Genomic DNA, 21,660 nt, shown 5'->3' on the forward strand with positions numbered 1-21,660 from the left:
GGTCAGAAGGGGTTTGCCCTCCCCTGCGCCAGTAGGCCCTGTGGGACTCGAACCCACAACCAATGGATTAAAAGTCCACTGCTCTGCCAATTGAGCTAAGGGCCCAGGCGATGTTGCCTCCCCGAGCATAGCCGGACGTGGCCGTGTCTCCGATCGGGTATCGCGGACACGGCCACGCCGAGGTACGCGGAGGGGCGAAGATCGGTCACAGATCCTTCGGCCGAGGACCGGTCGGACCCGTCACACCGGCCGGACCCGCCGGACCCGCCGGACCGACTGAATCCGCCGGACCCGCTGAGGCGGCCGGACCGGTTCCCGCCCGCGCCTGTGCCCGTGCCGCCTCCCGGGCGATGGTCCGTTCGTGTTCGGGGTTGAGGAACCAGTCCCGGGCCGAGACCTGCCACCACACCCCCGCGAAGCCCAGCACGACGAGGACGGCGAGCGGGGCGTAGTTGAAGGTCTCCCAGGTGACGGGGGAGAGCTGCGGCAGCATGAACAGGACGGTGATCACGGCCACCCACGCCACCGACACCACGCCGATCGCCTTCGACCAGCGGCCCAGGTGCCACGGGCCCCGCTCGAAGGCCTCGCCCTTGCGCACCCGCAGCAGCGTCGGGATGACGTACGCGATGTAGAGGCCGATGACGGCGATGGAGGTGACGGCCGCGTACGCGGTCACGTTGATCAGGTACGGCAGGCCCAGCACCAGCGCGCCGCCGGCCGCCAGCCAGACCGCCGCGACGGGTGTGCGGGTGCGCGGGCTGACGGTGTGCCAGAGGCCGGAGTACGGCAGCGCCCCGTCCCTCGAGAACGCGTAGATCATGCGGCTGTTGGCCGTCACCGACGCCATCCCGCAGAACAACTGGGCGCCGATCACCACCAGCAACAGCAGCTTGCCGGCAGTCGCGCCGAGCGCGTCGAGCAGGATCTGGGCGGGCGGCGCGCCGGTCGGCGAGGCGAGGGCGGCGTCGTAGGACTGGATGGCGTACGTGAAGCCGAGCAGCAGGACGAAGCCGGCGATCCACGACGTCCAGATGGATTGCACGATCCCCTTCGGACCGGCGGTCGACGCGTCGTGCGTCTCCTCCGTCATGTGGGCGGAGGCGTCGTAGCCGGTGAAGGTGTACTGGGCCATCAGCAGGCCGAGCAGGACGACGTACACCCCGCTGCCCCAGCCCGTGTTGTTGACGAACTCGCCGAACACGAAGGACGTCGACTGGTGCTTGTCGGGGACGAACGCCAGTGCCCCGACGATGACTCCCACGCCCAGCACGTGCCACCACACGCTGACGCTGTTCAGCAGCGCGACGATCCGCACCCCGAAGGTGTTGAGCAGACCGTGCAGGACCAGGATCCCGGCGAAGAGCAGAACCGTCCGGCCCGGCGTCACCTCGAAGTCGAACTGGAGGTTCAGGTACGCGCCGAGGAAGGACGCGGCCCCGAAGTCGATTCCGGCGGTCACCGCTACCTGCCCCAGCACGTTGAACCAGCCCGTGAACCAGGCCCAGGCCGCGGCCGATCGCGGGGGCGCCAGCCGGTGCGCCCAGAAGTACAGGCCCGCCGACGTCGGATACGCCGAGCAGATCTCGGCCATCGACAGGCCCACGAACAGCGTCATCAGACCGACGGCCACCCAACCCCAGGTGATCACCGCCGGTCCGCCCGTGTTCATGCCGAACAGATACAGCGTCAGACAGCCCGACAGGACCGAGATGATCGTGAAGGAGACCGCGTAGTTGGAGAACGCCGACATGCGGCGGGCGAGAACCTGCGTATAACCGAGCTGGGCCAGCCGCTCTTCGTCCGAGAGATTCCCGGAAGACCGCCCACTCGCCATGGCGTCATCTGTCATGCCCCCAGCAATTCCCTCCGGAGGGGCGTGACACACGTCACAACTTGGCCAGAAAGTGCCCTTGCAGGTCTGCTGGGCGAGTCGATCTTCACCCGCGCCTCGAAAACGCCGTGGCCCCCACCGATGTTCGGTGGGGGCCACGCATCACTCACATGAGCCGGTGTCAGCCGTTGCGCTTCCAGCGCGGCTTGTCGTCGCGGCGGCCGGGGGTGCCGGAGCCGGAGCCGGAGCCGGTGCCGGTGCCGCGGTGGTCGTCACGGCGGCCGAACGGGCGGTCGTGGCCGCCGGAGCGGAAGCCCGGGCGGTCGTCGCGACGGTCACGGTTGAACGGACGGTCACTGCCACGGTGGGTGGACGGACGGTCGTCGCGACGGTCGCGGTTGAAGCCGCCCGACTGACGGTCGTCGCGGCGGAAGCCGCCGGAGGGACGCTCGTCCCGACGGTCACGGTTGAAGCCGCCCGTGGGACGCTCGTCACGGCGGAAGCCGCCGGAGGGACGCTCGTCCCGACGGTCGTCACGGCGGTCGTCGCGACGGTCACGGTTGAAACCGCCCGCGGGACGCTCGTCACGACGCTCGAAGGAACGGCCACCACGGTCGTCACGGCCGGCGCCACCACGGTCGTCACGGCGGTCACGGTTGAAGCCACCGCGGTCGTCACGGTTGAAGCCGCCACGGTCGTTGTCGCGGCGCTCGAAGGAACGGCCGCCACGGTCGTCACGGCGGAACCCGCCACGGTCGCCGTCACGGCGGTCACGGTTGAAGCCACCGCGGTCGTCACGGTTGAAGCCGCCACGGTCGTTGTCGCGGCGCTCGAAGGAACGGCCACCGCGGTCGTCGCGACGGTCGTCACGGCGCTCGTAGTTGCCCCGCTCGTCACGGCGCTGACGCGGCTGCTCGTACGCGGGACGCTCGGCGGGCTGCTCGGATACCGCGGCCTCGGTCGGCGCCTCCGCCACGGCGTTCTGCTCGACGACCGCCTCGGCGGCCGCGACGACAGCCGCCTGCGGGTCCTCGCCGCGCTCACGCGCCACGCGGGCCACCAGACGGTCGGCCTCCTCGCGCAGCTCGGTCGCCCGGCGCTGCGCGCGCTCCAGCTCCTTGGTGAGCTGGGAGACCTCACGCTCGGCCTGCTGCGCCGCGTTGCCCGCGGACTCGGCCTGGACCTCCGTCATCGACCGGGCGCCGGTGATCTCGGCGACCTCCGGGTCGAAGGCAGCACCGCCCTGGATGATGTGACGCCCGGCGTCGACGCCCGCGTCCTCCATCAGACGGAAGATCTGACGGCGCTGGTGCGGCAGGGACAGGGAGACGACCGTGCCGGTACGGCCGGCACGCGCCGTGCGGCCCGCGCGGTGCAGGTAGTCCTTGTGGTCGCCGGCCGGGTCCACGTTCAGGACCAGGTCGATGCCGTCGACGTGGATACCGCGGGCGGCGACGTCGGTCGCGACGAGCGCGTTGACGTAACCGTCCTTGAAGTCGGCCAGCGTGCGGGTGCGCGCGCCCTGGGTCATGCCGCCATGCAGCGCGTCCGCCTTCACACCGGAGTCGCGCAGCTGCTCGGCGATACGGTCGGCGCCGAGCTGGGTGCGGACGAAGATGATGGTGCGGCCCTTGCGGGAGGCGATCGCGGCCGTGACCGGCGCCTTGTCCTTGGGCTTCACGATCAGGATGTGGTGCGACATGGTCGTGACATTGCCCTGGGCGCTGTCGACCTCGTGCGTGACCGGGTTGCTCAGGTAGCGCTTGACCAGCGTGGAGATCTCGTTCTCCATCGTGGCCGAGAACAGCATGCGCTGGCCGCCGGCCGGGACCTGGTCGAGCAGCTCGGTGACCTCGGGCAGGAAGCCCAGGTCGGACATCTGGTCGGCCTCGTCGAGGACGGCGATCCGCACGTTCTCGAGGGAGCAGGCGCCGCGGTTGATGATGTCGCGCAGCCGACCCGGGGTGGCGACGAGGATGTCGACGCCGCGCTCGAGGGCGTAGATCTGGTTGCTCATCGACGTACCGCCGCAGACGACCTTCATCTTCAGGCCGAGGACGTCGCCGTAGGGCTGGAGCGCGTCCGCGACCTGCATCGCCAGCTCACGCGTCGGCGTGAGGATGACGGCGCGCGGCTTGCGCTTGTCGGTGTGCCCGCCGGCCAGCGTGGCCAGGGTCGGCAGACCGAAGGAGAGGGTCTTGCCGGAGCCGGTGCGGCCACGGCCGAGGATGTCCTTGCCGGCCAGGGCGTCCGGGATGGTCGCGGCCTGGATCGGGAAGGGAGTGGTCACGCCGTTCTGTGCGAGCTTGCGCACGATGCCCTCGGGGAGCCCGAGGTCGGCGAAGGTCAGCTCGGAGGTCGCCTCGGAGTTCTCGGCAGAAGCCTCTGCGGCCTCGACCTCGGTCTCGGTGACCTCGATGAGCTCGATCGCCTCGTCGTTGCTCTCGGGCACGACGGCGTGATCAGTACTGGAAATGGACATGCGAATGCGAAACCTTCCGGAGTCTCGTCGGCACGCGCCCGTCAACTCCGTGTTCGCATTGCATTACGACCGCCTCGATGCGGTCCGCCACGGCAAGGGAGAGTACGCGCCACACGGCGCGCTCTGCGGTGGCGCCGGGCAAATGGGATCAAACGATCTACTACCATACGCACCCTTGCCACCGAAGGCAAACTGAGCCTCATCACCGCAGCTCAGCAGCCATCCAGGCCCCGGACCCTGCCGTTCTGAGGTCGTCCTCCGAACCGGCCTTGGGTCCTGCCCCGGATCGGGCCAGGGTCCCGTCCTAGGCCGGCGAACCCGCCTCGGGCACCGCCTCGGGTGCCGCCTCCGGTGCCGCCTCCGGCGCCGGTTCGCGCTCCGCCAGCTGTGGCGCCGTCCCTCCGCCGCCCTCGTGCGCCGAGGCCGACGGCTCGGCGATCGTCGGCTCCGGCGAGGGCGACGGTGGCTCCGGCGAGGGCGCGGGCGACTCGGGTTCCGGCGAACGCGTGGGCGCCGACGGCTGCGCCCTGGTCGGCGTCGGCGCCCCCGGCTTCTCGCTCTTCCCCGGCGGCACCGCCCCCGCCGAGGCCGGCGCGCTCGCACCCGCCGACGGCGGGGCCGAGGCGGACGCCGACGCGCTCGCCCTGCCCTTGTCGCCATGCCCGTGCCCGTGCTTGCCGTCGCCGCCCGCCGCACCCATCCCGAAGCCGCCGCCCGCGCCCGCCGAACCCCCGTCCGGCGCCTCACCGCCGTGCTGCCCCGCCGAGTGCGAGGGCTTGGCCCGGCCCCCCTCCTCGTCCCCCACGCTCATACAGCCGGCGGCCGCGGCGACGGCCATGACCGTCGCGGCCAGACGAACGGGTACGTACAAGGGGCGCACGGGGCCACCTCCGGGGCAGACGTAAGAGTCGACGTGTCCAACTCCCGCCGCCGTCAAGAAGACACGCGCGGGACACCCACCCCCGCCGGACAGCTCACCGACGGCTCCCCCGACAACCCATCGACCGGCTCAGCCGTAGCCGAGGGCGTGCAGCCGCGCGTCGTCGATGCCGAAGTGATGGGCGATCTCGTGCACCACCGTCACCTCGGTCTCCGCGACGACCTCCTCCCGTGAGGCGCACATCCGCAGCGTCGGCCCCCGGTAGATCGTGATCCGGTCCGGCAGCACCCCGGCGTACCACTCCCCGCGATCGGTCAGCGGAGTCCCCTCGTACAGCCCGAGCAGCTCGGGATCGTCCGCCGGCGGCTCGTCCTCGACGAACACCGCGACGTTGTCCATCAGCCGCGTCAACTCCGGCGGAATCCGGTCCAGCGCCTCGGCGACCAGTTCCTCGAACTCCTCGCGCGTCATCTCCAGCACAGGCCCCATTGTCCGGTACGACACCGCTGTACGGAGGGCACGAACCGTCCGCATACCAACGCCCGGACCGGGGCATACGGCACCAATGGCCCGCGCCCGCGTCCCCGCCGCAGCCCTGAACCGCCTCAAGCCCACCCAGCGGAACCGCAGGAACCGCAGGAACCCCGTCCCCGAACTCGCCGCCCGCCCCAACCCCTGGGCCCGCGCCCTCGGCCTGACCGCCGTCGTCCTCGTGGGCGCCTGGCTCGGCCTGCTGATCGTCGGCAATGTCCGCGTCCCCGTCGGGCCCATGAACACGACCATGACCCTGCGCCCGTCCGTCACCGGCGGCACGAAGATCAACGTCTCCCCGCTCGGCGCACTCACCCTGGACAGCCACAACGCGCCGTTCCGCCTCGACGTGAACGTCGACCAGCTCGACCCCGTCCGCTCCCAGGCCCTCGTCGACCACCCCGAACGCCTCTCCGGCCTCCAGGACGAAGTCACCCGCGACGTCGAACACGGCACCCTCGACCTGGCGCTGCGCTCCTGCGTCGCCGTCGTCTCCGGCGCCACCGCCCTCGGCCTGGCCGTCTACCGCCGCCCCCGCCGCGCGCTCGCCGCCGGCGGCCTGGCCCTCACCCTCCTGGCCGCCTCGGGCGCGACCGCGTACGGCACCTGGAACCCCAACTCGGTACTGGAACCGCGGTTCTCGGGCCTGCTGTCCTCCGCGCCCTCCCTCGTCGGCAACGCGCGCAGCATCGTCACCGAGTTCGACGTCTACCAGCAGGAACTCGCCCGCCTGGTCACCAACGTGACCAAGCTCTACGACGTCACCTCCACGCTCCCCGCCTACCAGCCGGACCCGACGACCGTCCGCGTCCTGCACGTGTCCGACATCCACCTCAACCCCGCGAGCTGGAAGATCATCGCCTCGCTCGTCGAGCAGTACAGGGTCAACGTGATCGTCGACTCCGGCGACACCATGGACCACGGCACGGCCGCGGAGAACGGCTTCCTGGACCCCATCGCCACCCTGGGCGCGCCCTACGTCTGGGTCAGGGGCAACCACGACTCGCTCCTCACCCAGCGCTACCTGGAGCGCATGAAGAACGTGCGCGTCCTCGACGACGGCCGCGCGATCAACGTCGCGGGGCTGCGCTTCGCGGGCATCGGCGACCCCCAGTTCACCCCCGACCGCTCCACCGTGCCGGGCGCCACCGAGACACAGGAGGCGGCAGGCGCCCGCCTGGCGCAGGCCCTGCGCGCACAGAAGGCCGCCGGCACCCCGGCCGACGTGGCCATCGCCCACGAGCCCTCCGCAGCCCGCGGCACGGACGGCGAGGTGCCCCTCGTCCTGGCCGGCCACCTCCACCACGAGGAGATGGAGGTCATGAAGAAGGGCACCCGCCTGCGCGTCGAGGGCTCGACCGGCGGCAGCGGCCTGCGGGCCGTCGAGGGCAAGTACCCCGACCCCATCGAGGCGTCGATCCTCTACTTCGACCGCGACACCCACCGTCTCCAGGCCTGGGACGAGATCAAGCTGGGCGGCCTGGGCCTGACGACTGCCGAGGTCAGCCGCCACCTCCCGAAGGAGAACCAGCCGGGCGCGGCCCCGTCCCCCAGTCCCTCTCCCACCCCCTCCCCCAGCCCGCCCCTCACCCCTTCCGAAACCCCCTCCGGAACCGCCTCCGAAACACCGTCCCGAACCCCCTCCAGGACGGCCCCGTAAACCGTTTTGGCGATACCTCCCGCCATCCCATATGCTTCTCACGTCCCCGACGCGCTGAGAAGCGCCCAGGCGGGCCGATAGCCCTCATCGTCTAGCGGCCTAGGACGCCGCCCTTTCAAGGCGGTAGCACGGGTTCGAATCCCGTTGGGGGCACGCAACACCGTGTGCGACACTGTCGTACACAACAGCTTGGTCCTGTGGAGCAGTTTGGAGTGCTCGCCACCCTGTCAAGGTGGAGGCCGCGGGTTCAAATCCCGTCAGGACCGCTGAGGTTTCACGTGAAACCTCGTGGCTGGGTAGCTCAGTTGGTACGAGCGATCGCCTGAAAAGCGATAGGTCGCCGGTTCGACCCCGGCCCCAGCCACAAGAACGAAACCCCCTCCGGGCAACTGGAGGGGGTTTTCGTCGCTCCGCGTCAGGCGAGGCGGCCCCAAAAGCGCTCGCCCAGTCTTTCGCCAAGATGAGATCCTGGATCGCGTATGTCTACGCACCCCGCCCCCGGCACCTCCGCTCCGGGTACTCCCGCCCTCGGCGTTCTCGCCCCCCGCCTGGCCGAGCTGTCCCTGCGCGACGCGCATCGGCTCGGGCGCAGGCTCGAAGGCGCGCGCAGGATCCGTAAGCCGGAGGCCCGTGCCGCCGTCCTCGCCGAGATCGAGGCGGACGTCGCACAGGTCGAGGAGCGGATGGCGCTGCGGCGCGGCCGTGTGCCCGCCGTCTCGTATCCCGAGCAGCTCCCGGTCAGCCAGAAGAAGGACGACATCGCGGCCGCCATCCGTGATCACCAGGTCGTCATCGTCGCCGGTGAGACCGGGTCCGGCAAGACGACCCAGATTCCGAAGATCTGTCTTGAGCTGGGGCGCGGCGTCCGCGGCATGATCGGGCACACGCAGCCGCGAAGGATCGCCGCGCGCACCGTCGCCGAGCGCGTCGCCGAGGAACTGCGGACCCCCCTCGGAGAGGCCGTCGGCTGGAAGGTGCGGTTCACCGACCAGGTGAACCCGGACGCCACCTTCGTGAAGCTGATGACGGACGGCATCCTGCTCGCGGAGATCCAGACCGACCGTGAGCTGCGCGCGTACGACACGATCATCATCGACGAGGCCCACGAGCGGTCCCTCAACATCGACTTCCTGCTGGGCTACCTCGCCCAGCTGCTTCCGCGCCGTCCGGACCTCAAGGTCGTGATCACCTCCGCGACCATCGACCCGGAGCGTTTCTCCCGGCACTTCGGCGACGCCCCGATCGTCGAGGTCAGCGGGCGGACGTATCCGGTGGAGGTCCGTTACCGGCCGCTCCTCGAAGACGATTCCGACGACGCCGACCGGGATCAGATCACCGCCATCTGCGACGCGGTCGAGGAGCTCCAGGCCGAAGGGCAGGGCGACATCCTCGTCTTCCTCTCCGGTGAGCGGGAGATCCGCGACACCGCGGACGCGCTGGAGAAGAAGAAGTACCGGTTCACCGAAGTACTGCCCCTCTACGCCCGGCTCTCGCACGCCGAGCAGCACCGTGTGTTCCAGCCGCACACGGGCCGCAGGATCGTTCTGGCGACGAACGTGGCCGAGACGTCCCTGACCGTCCCGGGCATCAAGTACGTCATCGATCCCGGCTTCGCCCGCATCAGCCGCTACAGCCACCGCACCAAGGTCCAGCGTCTGCCCATCGAGGCGGTCTCGCAGGCCAGCGCCAACCAGCGCAAGGGCCGCTGCGGCCGCACCAGCGACGGCATCTGCATCCGGCTGTACGACGAGGACGACTTCCTCGCCCGCCCGGAGTTCACGGACGCGGAGATCCTCCGTACGAACCTGGCGAGCGTCATCCTCCAGATGACCGCGGCCGGCCTCGGCGAGATCGAGAAGTTCCCGTTCATCGACCCGCCGGACCACCGCAACATCCGCGACGGTGTGCAGCTCCTCCAGGAGCTGGGGGCGCTCGACCCGGCCCAGAAGGACCCGCGCAAGCGGCTCACGCAGACCGGCCGCAAGCTGGCCCAGCTGCCCGTCGACCCGCGCCTGGCCCGGATGGTCCTGGAGGCCGACAAGAACGGCTGCGTGCGCGAGGTCATGGTCATAGCCTCCGCGCTGTCCATCCAGGACCCGCGCGAGCGCCCGGCCGACAAGCAGACGCAGGCCGATCAGCAGCACGCCCGCTTCAAGGACGAGACCAGCGACTTCCTCGCGTATCTCAACCTGTGGCGGTACGTCCGCGAGCAACAGAAGGAGCGGGGTTCCTCCTCCTTCCGGCGTATGTGCAAGCAGGAATACCTGAACTTCCTGCGCATCCGTGAGTGGCAGGACATCTACACGCAGCTGCGTACGGTCGCCAAGCAGATGGGAATCCATCTGAACGAGGAGGACGCGGCCGAGCAGAGTGTCCACGTCTCCCTCCTCGCCGGTCTGCTCTCGCACATCGGTATGAAGGACGTGAAGGACGGCAACAAGAACGAGTACCTGGGCGCGCGGAGCGCCAAGTTCGCGATCTTCCCGGGTTCGGCCCTGTTCAAGAAGCAACCGCGCTTCGTGATGTCCGCCGAGCTGGTGGAGACGAGCCGGCTCTGGGCCCGCGTCAACGCGAAGATCGAGCCGGAGTGGGTCGAGCCGCTCGCCGGGCATCTCCTGAAGCGGACGTACAGCGAGCCGCGCTGGGAGAAGGACCAGGCAGCCGTGATGGCGGACGAGAAGGTCACGCTGTACGGCGTGCCGATCATCGCCCAGCGGAAGGTCAACTACGGCCGGATCGATCCGGAGACCTCCCGCGAGCTGTTCATCCGTAACGCGCTGGTCGAGGGCGACTGGCGCACGCATCACAAGTTCTTCGCCGACAACCGCCGGCTCCTCAGCGAGGTCGAGGAGCTGGAGCATCGCGCGCGGCGCCGGGACATCGTCGTCGACGACGACACCCTCTTCGACTTCTACGACCAGCGGGTGCCCGAACACGTGGTGTCCGGCGCGCACTTCGACTCCTGGTGGAAGCACAAGCGGCACGAGCAGCCCGACCACCTCGACTTCGAGCGGGAGATGCTCATCCGTGAGTCGGCGGAGGCGGTCACGAAGGCCGACTATCCGGACTCGTGGCGGCAGGGTCCGCTGAAGTTCCGGGTCACGTACCAGTTCGAACCGGGCGCGGACGCCGACGGTGTGACGGTCCACATCCCGCTCCAGGTCCTGAACCAGGTGACGGACGACGGTTTCGACTGGCAGATCCCGGGCCTGCGGGAGGAAGTCGTCACGGAGCTGATCCGTTCCCTCCCGAAGCCGATCCGCCGCAACTACGTGCCGGCGCCGAACTTCGCGCAGCGTTTCCTGGACCAGGCGGTTCCGCTCCAGGAGCCGCTGACGACGACGATGGCCCGCGAGTTGAAGCGGATGGTCGGCGTCCCGTTCGAGGCGGACGACTTCGACTGGTCGCGGCTCCCCGACCACCTGAAGATCACCTTCCGGATCGTCGACGAGCGGCGCCGCAAACTGGCCGAGGACAAGGACCTTCAGGCCCTGAAGCTGCGCCTGAAGCCCAAGGCGAGGCAGGCCATCTCGCAGGCGGCCGCGGCAACCGCCGAACGGCAGGGCGGCGAGTCCCTGGAGCGTTCGGGCCTGACGGACTGGACGATCGGCGCGCTCACCCGCGTCTTCGAGACCCGCCGCGCCGGCCAGCCGGTGAAGGCCTACCCGGCGCTGGTCGACGACGGCGACACGGTCTCCGTACGCCTCTTCGACACGGAGGCGGAGCAGGCGGAGGCGATGTGGAAGGGCACGCGTCGGCTGATCCTGCGCAACATCCCGGTCAACCCGGCAAAGTTCGCATCCGAGAAGCTGACGAACGCGGCGAAGCTCGCTCTGTCCGCGAATCCGCACGGTTCCGTCCAGGCCCTGTTCGACGACTGCGCCATGGCGGCGGCGGACCGGCTGATCGCCGACTTCGGCGGTCCGGCGTGGGACGAGGAGTCGTACCGGAAGCTGTACGACAAGGTGCGCGCGGAGATCGTCGACACGACGGTGCGGACGGTCGGACAGGTGCAGCAGGTCCTGGCCGCCTGGCAGGCCTGTGAGCGCCGCCTGAAGGGCGTACGCAGCCCCGTACTGCTGGCGAACCTGACGGACGTGCGCAAGCAGCTGGACGGCCTCGTGAAGCCCGGCTTCGTGACGGGGGCGGGCCTGCGTAGGCTCCCCGACCTGATGCGCTACCTGGTGGCCGTGGACCGGCGTCTGCAGCAGATGCCGACCGGCGTGCAGCGGGACACCAGCCGCATGGAGAAGGTCCACGAGATGCAGGACGAGTACGCCTGGCTCCTGGAACAGCTCCCCCAGGGCCGGCCGATCCCCTCCTCGGTCCTGGACATCCGCTGGATGATCGAGGAGCTCCGGGTCAGCTATTTCGCCCACGCGCTGGGCACGGCGTACCCGGTCTCGGACAAGCGGATCGTGAAGGCGATCGACGCGCAGGCACCGTAACGGCTCCTTTACGCAGGGTGAGTTCGACCAGCGGGCTCACCCTCCTGTACAGTCCTTCTCGCAGCACAACGCAACATCAAGTGCCGCAAAACCTGGTCCTGTGGAGCAGTTTGGAGTGCTCGCCACCCTGTCAAGGTGGAGGCCGCGGGTTCAAATCCCGTCAGGACCGCAGTGAACGAATCAAGGCCCGCATCCCACACAGGGAAGCGGGCCTTCTTCACACCCACCACCCGCACCAACCCACTCGCCACCCCGCCAAGACGGAGGCCGCGCCCGCGGCGCAGCCGCAATCGGGCACAGCGAAACCCGTCAGGACCGCAGTGACAGAGAGCCCGGATCTTCGGATCCGGGCTCTTGTGCGTTCCCCGCTGCGCTATTGACGGCGCCACATTCGGCCGGTACCCAGATCTCAGGGCCCGTTCCCGCGAGGGCCCCCGTGGAGGTGGGGTATGGCGGCATCGGTCAGGCACGAGACGCGGGCGCTGCTCCGCGCGCATCTGTCGGCCGCGTCGTCCTACGGGCATCTGACCCGCCACTGCCTGATCTGCCACCGCTTACAGCGGCTGGCGATGGACGGCGCCGCAGGGGGCGCACAGGCCCCCGAGGGAGCCGTCCGGGACGAGAGCCCTTCGACGGCGTGACCGCCAGGCGTGACCGCCACGGAGCGACGGCCCGGAGCGACCGCCTCCCCAACCCCCCTCTAGCGCACATGAGTCAGAGGCAACAAGGCCTCTGGCATGTGACGGGTGTCACCGCATGAGTTTTGAAAACCCGGGTTCTTACCCGTCTCCTACAACTGGTCAATTTTATATGTGCAATTGCACCACTCGGGGGGAAGTCCGGAGGATGCTCCCAGGAACCCTCCCAGAGCCTCCCCAGAGTCCGACAAGGTCGCCCACAGAGCCACCTGATACGACCTGACGAGCGGGCACGAGCCGCCTCAAGCGCACAAAAAAGATCGCGCTGGACCCGGCGGAGTCCAGCGCGATCGACGACGTTCCCGGTGGGCGAGGGGCCTGTTGGGGCAGGACCCACGTCGCTTGGAGCTGTGTTTCGGGCGTCCGAGCAGGTTGGGGGACCTGACGTGTTGCCCGGTTATTCAGTTGTTAGGCCTCGCTGCGCTGCTGCGGGATGCCCGCAAGCAGCGCGCGGACCTCAGCCTCGCGATAACGGCGGTGTCCGCCGAGCGTACGAATCGATGTGAGCTTGCCGGCCTTCGCCCACCGCGTGACCGTCTTGGGGTCGACGCGGAACATGGTGGCGACCTCAGCCGGGGTCAGCAGCGGCTCAGCATCAGGGGTGCGAGCGGTCATGAGCGGCCTCCTCGGGAGAACCGAACCTTCTCGGTTCTTTCCTCTAAATTCTGCACCTTGACCCGCGTTGCCCGAAATGGCGGACGCGAGTCGAGTCGGTTATAGGACGAACGGCTTGTCCTCGGCACTACAACTACACCATCTGTCCAGCCGCGTCGGCCAAACCGATGGAATTGCCCCCCAGGTGTTCATCGGCGACGGAAGCCGATGGACCATGCCATAGCGGACAGTCACGCCACTGTGACGATCAGTCACAGGACGATCAGGAGTCACCAGACCCCCCAAAGCAGGCAATGCCGAGATTTCCCCCCACAGTGGAGCATAAGTAGGCGGAGGAGCCCTCCCCGGACTCCTTGTCCTATTTTGACACGAGGAGGGGCAAGCGACGCAAGGGCCGCGTACGTGCGGTCCGTCACCCTTGCGACAAAAGCCTGTATCGGGACCTACGTCCCGTCAGTTCCGTGAAGTGCGGTTGACGGTACGCTGTCCGACCACTTCCCGGCCGTGACGTACGTCACTTATGAAAGCGCTGTCACGCCTGTCACATCGTCAGTTCACAGGGGCCGTCGGCCACAGGGGGATCTCGGAATCAGTTCGCGGAGCGCCGGTCCCGTACCGACCGCCACCGCTCCACGAGCCGCGTGTACGCCTCGCCCGCCGCCGCGCCGTCCCCGATCCGCAGCGCCTCGATGCCCTCGGCCACGTCCTTCGCCGAGTGGTCGTCCTCCAGATCACCGGCCGGCAGCACGTGCACCAGGCCGCCGTAATCCAGTTCCACCAGCGAACGCGGATGGAACTCCTCCAGCCAGCGACCCACGTCCAGCAGGCCGTCGATCAGCGGCCCCTCGTCCATGGCGTCCTTCAGCGTGCGCAGCGACCGGGCCACCCGGCGCCGCGCCTGCACCATCGGCGTGCGGTAGCGCAGCACGGGGGCCACCTCCGCCGTCCCCTTCTCGTACTCCCGCTCCTCGTCGGAGACGAGCACGAACCAGTTGAGCGGCACCTGCCAGGCCGCCGTACGGATCCACGGGCGGGCGTCCGGGTTGCGTTCCAGCCACCGCTCGTGGTCCTTGGCGGCCTGGAGGCGTACGACCTCCGGGAGCGCCGCGTCCAGGACCGGCCGGGGCAGCTCCTCGTCGAGCTCCCCCAGGGCCAGCCAGCCGCGCAGCCGGGTGCGCCAGGGACAGACGCAGAGCACGCCGTCCACCTCGGTCACGAACGCGTCGCCGCTCTCCTGCACCGGCACCGCGACCGGCGGGGTGGGCAGCAGGTCGGCCAGCGCGCGGCGCAGTTCGTCCTGGTAGGAGGGGAGCTCGGGGCGGCGGGCGTAGCTCGCCCAGTGGGTGCGTTCGGGCTCGGGGAAGGCGGCCAGCGGCTCGTAGACACGCAGATAGACCGCGTACGGAACGATCACCGAGGACACCTTGGGCACGCCTGCTCCATCCCCCTTCGGCCGACAGGGAAACCCTGCAAATCGTCGCACGGCGGTATTCCGGGAGAAGGTGATCCCCAACACTGCGAGATCGGCGGGCCACGCAGGCTCTACTCTCGGACCACAGGCCCCGCCACCCTTACGGTGCCTCCGCCCCGACCGCCGCTAGTCACCCGGGAGTCACCACAGTGACCGACGTATTCGGCGCACCTGCTGACGTGCTGCACACCCTGTTCCACTCGGACCAGGGCGGCCATGAGCAGGTCGTGCTCTGCCAGGACCGCGCCAGCGGCCTCAAGGCCGTCATCGCGCTCCACTCCACCGCTCTGGGCCCGGCCCTCGGCGGTACCCGCTTCTACCCGTACGCGACCGAGGCGGAGGCCGTCGCCGACGCGCTGAACCTCGCGCGCGGGATGTCGTACAAGAACGCCATGGCCGGTCTGGACCACGGCGGCGGCAAGGCCGTGATCATCGGCGATCCCGACACGATCAAGACCGAAGCGCTGCTGCTCGCGTACGGGCGTTTCGTGGCCTCGCTCGGCGGGCGGTACGTGACCGCCTGCGACGTCGGCACCTACGTCGCCGACATGGACGTCGTGGCGCGCGAGTGCCGCTGGACGACCGGGCGCTCGCCGGAGAACGGCGGGGCCGGCGACTCGTCCGTGCTGACCGCCTTCGGCGTCTACCAGGGCATGCGGGCCTCCGCGCAGCACCTGTGGGGCGACCCGTCGCTGCGGGGCCGCAAGGTCGGCATCGCGGGCGTCGGCAAGGTCGGCCACCACCTGGTGGGGCACCTGCGGGACGAGGGCGCCGAGGTCGTGATCACGGATGTGCGCGAGGACGCCGTACGCCGGATCCTCGACCGCCACCCGGAGGGCGTGACGGCGGTCTCCGACACCGAGGCGCTGATCCGCGTCGACGGGCTCGACATCTATGCCCCCTGCGCGCTGGGCGGGGCTCTCGACGACGGCTCCGTACCCGTGCTGACCGCCCGGATCGTCTGCGGCGCGGCCAACAACCAGCTCGCCCATCCGGGCGTGGAGAAGGACCTCGCCGACCGCGGGATCCTCTACGCGCCGGACTACGTGGTGAACGCCGGCGGGGTCATCCAGGTCGCCGACGAGCTGCACGGGTTCGACTTCGAGCGGTGCAGGGCGAAGGCGGCGAAGATCTTCGACACCACTCTGGGCATCTTCGCACGTGCGAAGGAAGACGGGATTCCGCCGGCCGCGGCGGCCGACCGGATCGCCGAGCAGCGGATGCACGAGGCCGCCCAGGCGCGCGGCTGGTGACGTCCCGGCAGGGCTTCCGTGGCGCTCCGTCCCAGGGTTTCGGCGGTACCGGCCGGTGGAAAGTTGGAGAGAACTCTCACTCTTCCCGGCGGGTCGGCCGCCGATAAGTGGTTAAAATCGCCACTGACCAGCAAGGACGGGCCGTCTTAGAGGGACTGTGCACACGCGCGTGCCACGGGCGACGTACCGTACGGGCGTGGGCTCAGGTACCGTGGGAGCCCTACGACGGGCTCTCCATGGAGGGACCGTCCTGGATCATGAACGCGTGTCAACCTGGGGCCGTCGAGCCCCGTCGTTGAGGGGGTCGAGCCATGGGGCGCGGCCGGGCCAAGGCCAAGCAAGCGAAGGTCGCCCGCCAGCTGAAGTACAACAGCGGCGGGACTGATCTCTCACGCCTGGCCGAAGAGCTGGGCGCATCGCCATCGAACATTCCGCCGAATGGTGAACCGTTCGAGGACGATGACGATGAGCAAGACGACGACCCGTACGCACGGTACGCCGAGCTGTACGGGGACGACGACGAGGATGACGGCGAGGATTCCTCGCAACACCGTCGCGGCGCTTGACCTTGTACTGAGCACCCACCCGGTCGGTGACTTCGGTCACCGACCGGGTCTTGTGCTGCCTACACGGTCCACCCGGCCCGGCCGGTCGGCTCAGCTCGCGTAGTCGCCGACCAGGTCGGCTCCCGTGGTGCGCTCGCCGCGCTCGGTGATCTCGCCGGCGATCCAGGCGTCGACCCCACGGTCGGCCAGCGTGGCCAGGGCCACGTCCGCCGACTCCTCGGGCACGATCGCCATCATGCCGACGCCCATGTTCAGGGTCTTCTCCAGCTCCAGGCGCTCGACGGAGCCGGTCCTGCCGACGAGGTCGAAGATCGGGTCCGGGGTCCAGGTGGACCGGTCCACGGTCGCGTGCAGCGCGTCCGGGATCACACGGGCCAGGTTGGCCGCCAGGCCGCCGCCGGTGATGTGCGAGAAGGCGTGCACGTCCGTCGTACGGGTGAGGGCCAGGCAGTCCAGGGAGTAGATCTTGGTGGGCTCCAGGAGCTCCTCTCCGAGCGTGCGGCCGAGCTCGTCGATCCGCGCGTCGAGTGCCAGGCCCGCCTGGTTCAGCAGGACGTGCCGCACCAGGGAGTATCCGTTCGAGTGAAGGCCGGAGGAGGCCATGGCGATCACCGCGTCACCCGTGCGGATCCGATCCGGGCCGAGCAGCCGGTCGGCCTCCACAACGCCCGTACCGGCGCCGGCGACGTCGAAGTCGTCCTCGCCCAGCAGGCCCGGGTGCTCGGCCGTCTCGCCGCCGACCAGGGCGCAGCCGGCGAGCACACAGCCCTCGGCGATGCCCTTGACGATGGCGGCGACCCGCTCGGGGTGGACCTTGCCGACGCAGATGTAGTCGGTCATGAACAGCGGCTCGGCGCCGCACACCACGATGTCGTCCATGACCATGGCGACCAGGTCGTGGCCGATGGTGTCGTACACGCCGAGCTGACGCGCGATGTCGACCTTCGTGCCCACGCCGTCCGTGGCGGAGGCGAGGAGCGGACGCTCGTAGCGCTTGAGCGCGGAGGCGTCGAAGAGGCCGGCGAAGCCGCCGAGGCCGCCGAGGACCTCGGGGCGCTGCGTCTTCTTCACCCACTCCTTCATCAGCTCTACGGCGCGGTCGCCCGCTTCGATGTCGACGCCGGCAGCCGCGTAGGAAGCACCGGTTCCGGATACACCGGAGGTGCCCGTCGACGCAGTCGACTGATCAGATGCAGCAGACATTGCCTGGGATCTTTCGGGTTGGTGATACGTACGAGGCTTACGGGCGACGGATCGCGTCGGCCGCGGCCGTGGCTGCCGGACCGGCCGCCAGCTCGGTCTCCAGCAGCTGCTTCCCGAGCAGCTCCGGGTCCGGGAGATCCATCGGGTACTCGCCGTCGAAGCAGGCGCGGCAGAGGTTCGGCTTGGCGATGGTGGTCGCCTCGATCATGCCGTCGATGGAGATGTAGGCGAGGGAGTCGGCGCCCAGGGAGGTGCCGATCTCGTCGATGGTCATCCCGTTGGCGATGAGTTCCGCGCGCGTGGCGAAGTCGATGCCGAAGAAGCAGGGCCACTTCACGGGCGGCGAGGAGATCCGGATGTGGACCTCGGCGGCGCCCGCCTCGCGGAGCATGCGCACCAGGGCGCGCTGGGTGTTGCCGCGCACGATCGAGTCGTCGACGACGACCAGACGCTTGCCCTTGATGACTTCCTTCAGCGGGTTCAGCTTCAGGCGGATACCGAGCTGGCGGATGGTCTGCGAGGGCTGGATGAAGGTCCGGCCGACGTACGCGTTCTTCACGAGACCCGCGCCGAAGGGAATGCCGGAGGCCTCCGCGTATCCGATGGCGGCCGGGGTTCCGGACTCCGGGGTCGCTATGACCAGGTCGGCGTCGACCGGGGCTTCCTTGGCCAGCTTGCGGCCCATCTCCACGCGGGAGAGGTACACGTTCCGGCCGGCGATGTCGGTGTCCGGGCGGGCCAGGTACACGTACTCGAAGACACAGCCCTTGGGCTTCGCGTCAGCGAATCGGGAGGTGCGCAGGCCGTTCTCGTCGATGGCGATGAACTCGCCCGGCTCGATCTCGCGGACGTAGGCGGCGCCGCAGATGTCGAGGGCCGCGGACTCGGAGGCGACCACCCAGCCGCGCTCCAGTCGGCCGAGGACCAGCGGGCGGATGCCCTGCGGGTCACGGGCGGCGTAGAGGGTGTGCTCGTCCATGAAGACGAGGGAGAAGGCGCCCTTGACCTGCGGGAGGATCTGGTGGGCAGCCTCCTCGATGGTCAGCGGCTTGCCGTCCTCGTCGACCTGGGCCGCGAGGAGCGCGGTGAGCAGGTCGGTGTCGTTGGTCGCCGCGACGCGCGGGGTGCGGCCTTCCTGCTTGGGCAGGTCGGCCACCATCTCGGCGAGCTGGGCCGTGTTGACGAGGTTGCCGTTGTGGCCGAGCGCGATCGAGCCGTGCGCGGTGGCACGGAACGTCGGCTGGGCGTTCTCCCACACGGAGGCGCCGGTGGTCGAGTAGCGGGCGTGTCCGACCGCGATATGACCCTGGAGCGAACCGAGCGAGGTCTCGTCGAAGACCTGGGAAACGAGACCCATGTCCTTGAAGACGAGGATCTGGGAGCCGTTGCTGACCGCGATTCCCGCGGATTCCTGGCCTCGATGCTGGAGGGCGTAGAGCCCGAAGTAAGTGAGCTTGGCGACCTCTTCACCGGGAGCCCAGACCCCGAAGACGCCGCAAGCGTCCTGGGGGCCTTTCTCGCCGGGGAGCAGATCATGACTGAGTCGACCGTCACCACGTGGCACGCTTCCGAGTGTAGGCGAGGTCGTCCACTGGTCCGAATTGGGGATACCCGCCGGTAACTGGATCACTCATCGGCGCACCCTCCCATGATCGACTCGTTTTCGCAGGTCAACCGGCGGATCCGGTGATCCACTGGACGGCCGGGCGCTTCGCGGGGGCGACCGCGCGGGGAGCCGTTCCGCGTGTGTGAGTGAGGTGTCGCACACCAATAGGGCCGGTGGCGCGTATCAACGGGGTCGGTGGCGCGTATCGACAGGGTCGGTGGCGCGCGTCCGACGGGGTCGCCGGTGCACGTCCGACGGGGTCGCCGGTGCACGTCCGACGGGGTCGCCGGTGCACGTCCGACGGGGTCGCCGGTGCACGTCCGACGGGGTCGGCGGTGCGCGTCCGACGGGGTCGGTCGGCGCGGGCCGGTCTCACTTCCTGGTCAGCCGGACCTGGTCGCCGTCGGCCGTGGCGAGCGTCAGCGTGGTGCCCTTGACGTCGGTGGTGAGCGCGCCCTGGGTGAGGGTGCCCGCCAGCGTGCGTTCGAAGGCCATGGGCCGGTCCGTGCAGGCCATCCTGGTCGCCCTGGCGTCGCTGAACCGGATGCGGTCGCCCTCGACGGCGGCCTTGGCGGTGAAGTTGTTGCAGCCGTAGTTGCCCGCCGCCTTGCCGTCCTCGATCTCGACGTGCGCGCCGGCGGGGGCCCGGTGGGTCGTGCCGTCCACGGTGACGCTGTCGACGTTCCACCGGACCCCGGTGACGGGCTGTTCGGCGCTCACCGCCGCGCTGCCGGGCTGCTCACCGTCCGCCTTCTCGCCGCCGCAGGCCGCGGCGAGCGGGATGAGGAAGGCCACGGCCGTCAGCATCGAGCGCTGCTTGTACCTATACGTGTACATGCCGATGTGACGGTCACCGGAGACGACCGGTTCCCCTTACGACATCAGCGGCAGCAGCGCCGCGAGGTCCGCCCGCTCGCCGCTCGCACGGACCTTCGCCTCCTCGACGGCGTCCTGCCAGGTCACCCGGCCGGTCGCCAGCCGGATCCAGGTCAGCGGGTCCGTCTCGACGACGTTGGGCGGGGTGCCCCGGGTGTGCCGGGGGCCCTCGACGCACTGCACGACGGCGAACGGCGGGATCCGCACCTCCGTCGCGCCGCCGGGCGCCTTGACGGCGAGGGCGTCGGCCAGCAGCCGGGTGGCGGCCGCGAGCGCCTGACGGTCGTAGGGGATGTCCAGGCCGGGAACGGCGGCGTTGAGGTCGTCGGTGTGGACGACGAGTTCGACGGTGCGGGTGACGAGGTAGTCGGCGAGGGCGATGGCGCCGGTGCGGGCGGCGAGGAGGCGGTCGCCGGGGGCGGTGGCGAGGGCCTCGGCGAGACGTTCCTCGGTGCGGGTGTACAGGGCGGTCAGGTCGGGGTGGGCGGCGGCGAGGTCCAGGGTGTCCTCGGAGATGCCGGCGGCCCGGACGGCGGTGGCGAAGGGCCAGCCCAGGAGGGTGAGTTCCGCCTCGGCGGGTTCGGCCCGGCCGAGGTTGCGGCTGACGGTCTCCACCGCCATCGTCACGTGCGCGGCCAGATCCCGTACGGTCCAGCCCGCCAGCCGCGTGGGCAGGGCGAGCTGCTCGGGGGTGAGCGTGCCCACGGCCCGCCGTACGTTCCCGAACTGCGCGATGACCGCGGCGCGGATCTTGACGGGGTCGTAGGTGCGCGTGCGCTTCTTGGCCGGGGGCATGGCGGTGAGCCTAGTCAGTCCCGGTCAGTCCCTGTCCTGTCATCGCCGCCCGGCCTGCCCGCCCTGCTCATTCCCTGCGCGCGTAGTCGCCCAGGCCTTTCTCCACCAGCGCGAAGGCGCTGCGGGCCCGTTCGGCGGCGTCGGCGGCCACCTCCTCGACGCTCTCGCCGCCGTCGATACGGCGGTGGTGCTCCTCGACGAGGGCATTGCGGGCGGCGATGAGCGTGGCGGCGGCGATCGCGGCGAGGGTGGCGTCGCCGGTCTCCTCGGTGAGCAGGTCGGCGAGATCGCGCGCGCCCTTCTCGGACAGGACGTAGGCGCGGTCCCTCAGCACCGGCGTCGCCAGTATCACCGAGCGGATGCGGCGGGCGAACGGCTCGCCGTGCAGACCGACCGAGGGGTCGCGCCCCTCGACCATCTCCAGGAACTGCCGACGGACGGCCTCCGCCGCGGACTCGCCGGGCGGGCGCTCGCGCACGGCACGGGCGGCGTCGAAGAAGTGTTCCTCCATGGGCCGGAAGACCAGGTCCTCCTTCGTGCCGAAGTAGTTGAAGACGGTCATCTTGGAGACCTCCGCGGCGTCCGCGATCTCCTGCACCGAGACCGCGTCGAAGCTCTTCTCCAGGAACAGCTCCACCGCGGTGCGGTAGATCCGCATCGCGGTCTGCAGCTTCTTGCGCTCGCGCAGCCCCATCGTCGCCTCAGCACCCATACCACCACTGTACCAAGGCTAAGTTTGAGC

Annotated in this window: 15 protein-coding genes, 5 tRNA genes and 1 pseudogene; 9 read left to right on the forward strand and 12 right to left on the reverse strand. The window is 69.7% G+C overall.

The window, feature by feature from the left end; all coding sequences use genetic code 11:
- Positions 1-32 precede the first annotated feature (32 nt).
- The 5 genes and pseudogenes from OG289_RS24500 to OG289_RS24520 all read right to left on the reverse strand — a co-directional run bounded on the left by OG289_RS24500 (position 33) and on the right by OG289_RS24520 (position 5,676).
- Positions 33-105, reverse strand: a tRNA-Lys gene (locus OG289_RS24500).
- Positions 106-304: 199 nt separating this feature from the next.
- Positions 305-1,852 (reverse strand): annotated as a pseudogene (locus tag OG289_RS24505) (amino acid permease); the annotation flags it as partial.
- A 163-nt stretch (positions 1,853-2,015) separates the two neighbouring features.
- Positions 2,016-4,316 carry a DEAD/DEAH box helicase gene (locus OG289_RS24510; protein WP_327316187.1) on the reverse strand — a complete coding sequence of 767 codons (2,301 nt, stop codon included), beginning with the start codon at positions 4,314-4,316 and terminating at the stop codon, positions 2,016-2,018.
- A 304-nt stretch (positions 4,317-4,620) separates the two neighbouring features.
- A complete protein-coding gene (locus tag OG289_RS24515) occupies positions 4,621-5,196 on the reverse strand; it encodes a hypothetical protein (protein ID WP_327316188.1) in 576 nt (191 codons plus the stop codon).
- Between the two features lie 129 nt (positions 5,197-5,325).
- The gene (locus OG289_RS24520) at positions 5,326-5,676 is read right to left on the reverse strand and encodes a metallopeptidase family protein (RefSeq protein WP_109004752.1); all 351 of its coding nucleotides are present in this window, start codon (positions 5,674-5,676) and stop codon (positions 5,326-5,328) included.
- Positions 5,677-5,761: 85 nt separating this feature from the next.
- On the opposite strand from OG289_RS24520, the gene OG289_RS24525 reads away from it, so the two are divergent.
- The 7 genes from OG289_RS24525 (at position 5,762) to OG289_RS24555 (ending at position 12,476) form a co-directional block, all read left to right on the forward strand.
- On the forward strand, positions 5,762-7,387 hold the full coding sequence (locus OG289_RS24525; RefSeq protein ID WP_327316189.1) for a metallophosphoesterase family protein: 1,626 nt from the start codon (positions 5,762-5,764) through the stop codon (positions 7,385-7,387).
- A gap of 80 nt (positions 7,388-7,467) precedes the next feature.
- Positions 7,468-7,540 (forward strand) — tRNA-Glu (locus tag OG289_RS24530).
- A 38-nt stretch (positions 7,541-7,578) separates the two neighbouring features.
- A tRNA-Asp gene (locus OG289_RS24535) sits at positions 7,579-7,653 on the forward strand.
- Positions 7,654-7,677: 24 nt separating this feature from the next.
- Positions 7,678-7,751 (forward strand) — tRNA-Phe (locus OG289_RS24540).
- Between the two features lie 115 nt (positions 7,752-7,866).
- On the forward strand, positions 7,867-11,835 hold the full coding sequence (gene hrpA, locus OG289_RS24545; protein WP_327316190.1) for an ATP-dependent RNA helicase HrpA: 3,969 nt from the start codon (positions 7,867-7,869) through the stop codon (positions 11,833-11,835).
- 94 nt (positions 11,836-11,929) lie between these two features.
- Positions 11,930-12,004 (forward strand) — tRNA-Asp (locus tag OG289_RS24550).
- A gap of 280 nt (positions 12,005-12,284) precedes the next feature.
- Positions 12,285-12,476 carry a DUF6274 family protein gene (locus tag OG289_RS24555; RefSeq protein WP_327316191.1) on the forward strand — a complete coding sequence of 64 codons (192 nt, stop codon included), beginning with the start codon at positions 12,285-12,287 and terminating at the stop codon, positions 12,474-12,476.
- Positions 12,477-12,941: 465 nt separating this feature from the next.
- Here OG289_RS24555 and bldC read toward each other — a convergent pair whose 3' ends face one another.
- Both bldC and OG289_RS24565 read right to left on the reverse strand, forming a co-directional pair.
- Positions 12,942-13,148, reverse strand: coding sequence for a developmental transcriptional regulator BldC (gene bldC / locus OG289_RS24560; protein ID WP_003949541.1), 207 nt, complete (start codon positions 13,146-13,148; stop codon positions 12,942-12,944).
- A gap of 589 nt (positions 13,149-13,737) precedes the next feature.
- Positions 13,738-14,580, reverse strand: coding sequence for a hypothetical protein (locus OG289_RS24565; protein WP_327316192.1), 843 nt, complete (start codon positions 14,578-14,580; stop codon positions 13,738-13,740).
- Between the two features lie 188 nt (positions 14,581-14,768).
- Here OG289_RS24565 and OG289_RS24570 point away from each other — a divergent pair, with 188 nt between their 5' ends.
- Together OG289_RS24570 and OG289_RS24575 are read left to right on the forward strand one after the other, a co-directional pair.
- On the forward strand, positions 14,769-15,872 hold the full coding sequence (locus OG289_RS24570) for a Leu/Phe/Val dehydrogenase (RefSeq protein ID WP_327316193.1): 1,104 nt from the start codon (positions 14,769-14,771) through the stop codon (positions 15,870-15,872).
- Positions 15,873-16,183: 311 nt separating this feature from the next.
- Positions 16,184-16,438: a DUF3073 domain-containing protein gene (locus tag OG289_RS24575; RefSeq protein WP_327316194.1), complete on the forward strand. Its 255-nt coding sequence runs from the start codon at positions 16,184-16,186 to the stop codon at positions 16,436-16,438.
- A gap of 90 nt (positions 16,439-16,528) precedes the next feature.
- Here OG289_RS24575 and purM read toward each other — a convergent pair whose 3' ends face one another.
- From purM to OG289_RS24600, 5 genes are all read right to left on the reverse strand, one after another.
- On the reverse strand, positions 16,529-17,641 hold the full coding sequence (purM, locus tag OG289_RS24580) for a phosphoribosylformylglycinamidine cyclo-ligase (protein WP_327316195.1): 1,113 nt from the start codon (positions 17,639-17,641) through the stop codon (positions 16,529-16,531).
- 37 nt (positions 17,642-17,678) lie between these two features.
- Positions 17,679-19,205 (reverse strand): amidophosphoribosyltransferase, encoded by a 1,527-nt coding sequence (purF, locus tag OG289_RS24585; protein ID WP_327316196.1) that lies wholly within the window; start codon positions 19,203-19,205, stop codon positions 17,679-17,681.
- Between the two features lie 414 nt (positions 19,206-19,619).
- Complete coding sequence (locus OG289_RS24590; RefSeq protein ID WP_327316197.1) at positions 19,620-20,084, reverse strand: META domain-containing protein; 465 nt, start codon at positions 20,082-20,084, stop codon at positions 19,620-19,622.
- Between the two features lie 36 nt (positions 20,085-20,120).
- Positions 20,121-20,918 carry a maleylpyruvate isomerase family mycothiol-dependent enzyme gene (locus OG289_RS24595; protein WP_327316198.1) on the reverse strand — a complete coding sequence of 266 codons (798 nt, stop codon included), beginning with the start codon at positions 20,916-20,918 and terminating at the stop codon, positions 20,121-20,123.
- A 67-nt stretch (positions 20,919-20,985) separates the two neighbouring features.
- The gene (locus OG289_RS24600; RefSeq protein WP_327316199.1) at positions 20,986-21,630 is read right to left on the reverse strand and encodes a TetR/AcrR family transcriptional regulator; all 645 of its coding nucleotides are present in this window, start codon (positions 21,628-21,630) and stop codon (positions 20,986-20,988) included.
- Between the last annotated feature and the right edge of the window lie 30 nt (positions 21,631-21,660).

It is taken from the genome of Streptomyces sp. NBC_01235, assembly GCF_035989285.1.
Lineage (GTDB): Bacteria > Actinomycetota > Actinomycetes > Streptomycetales > Streptomycetaceae > Streptomyces.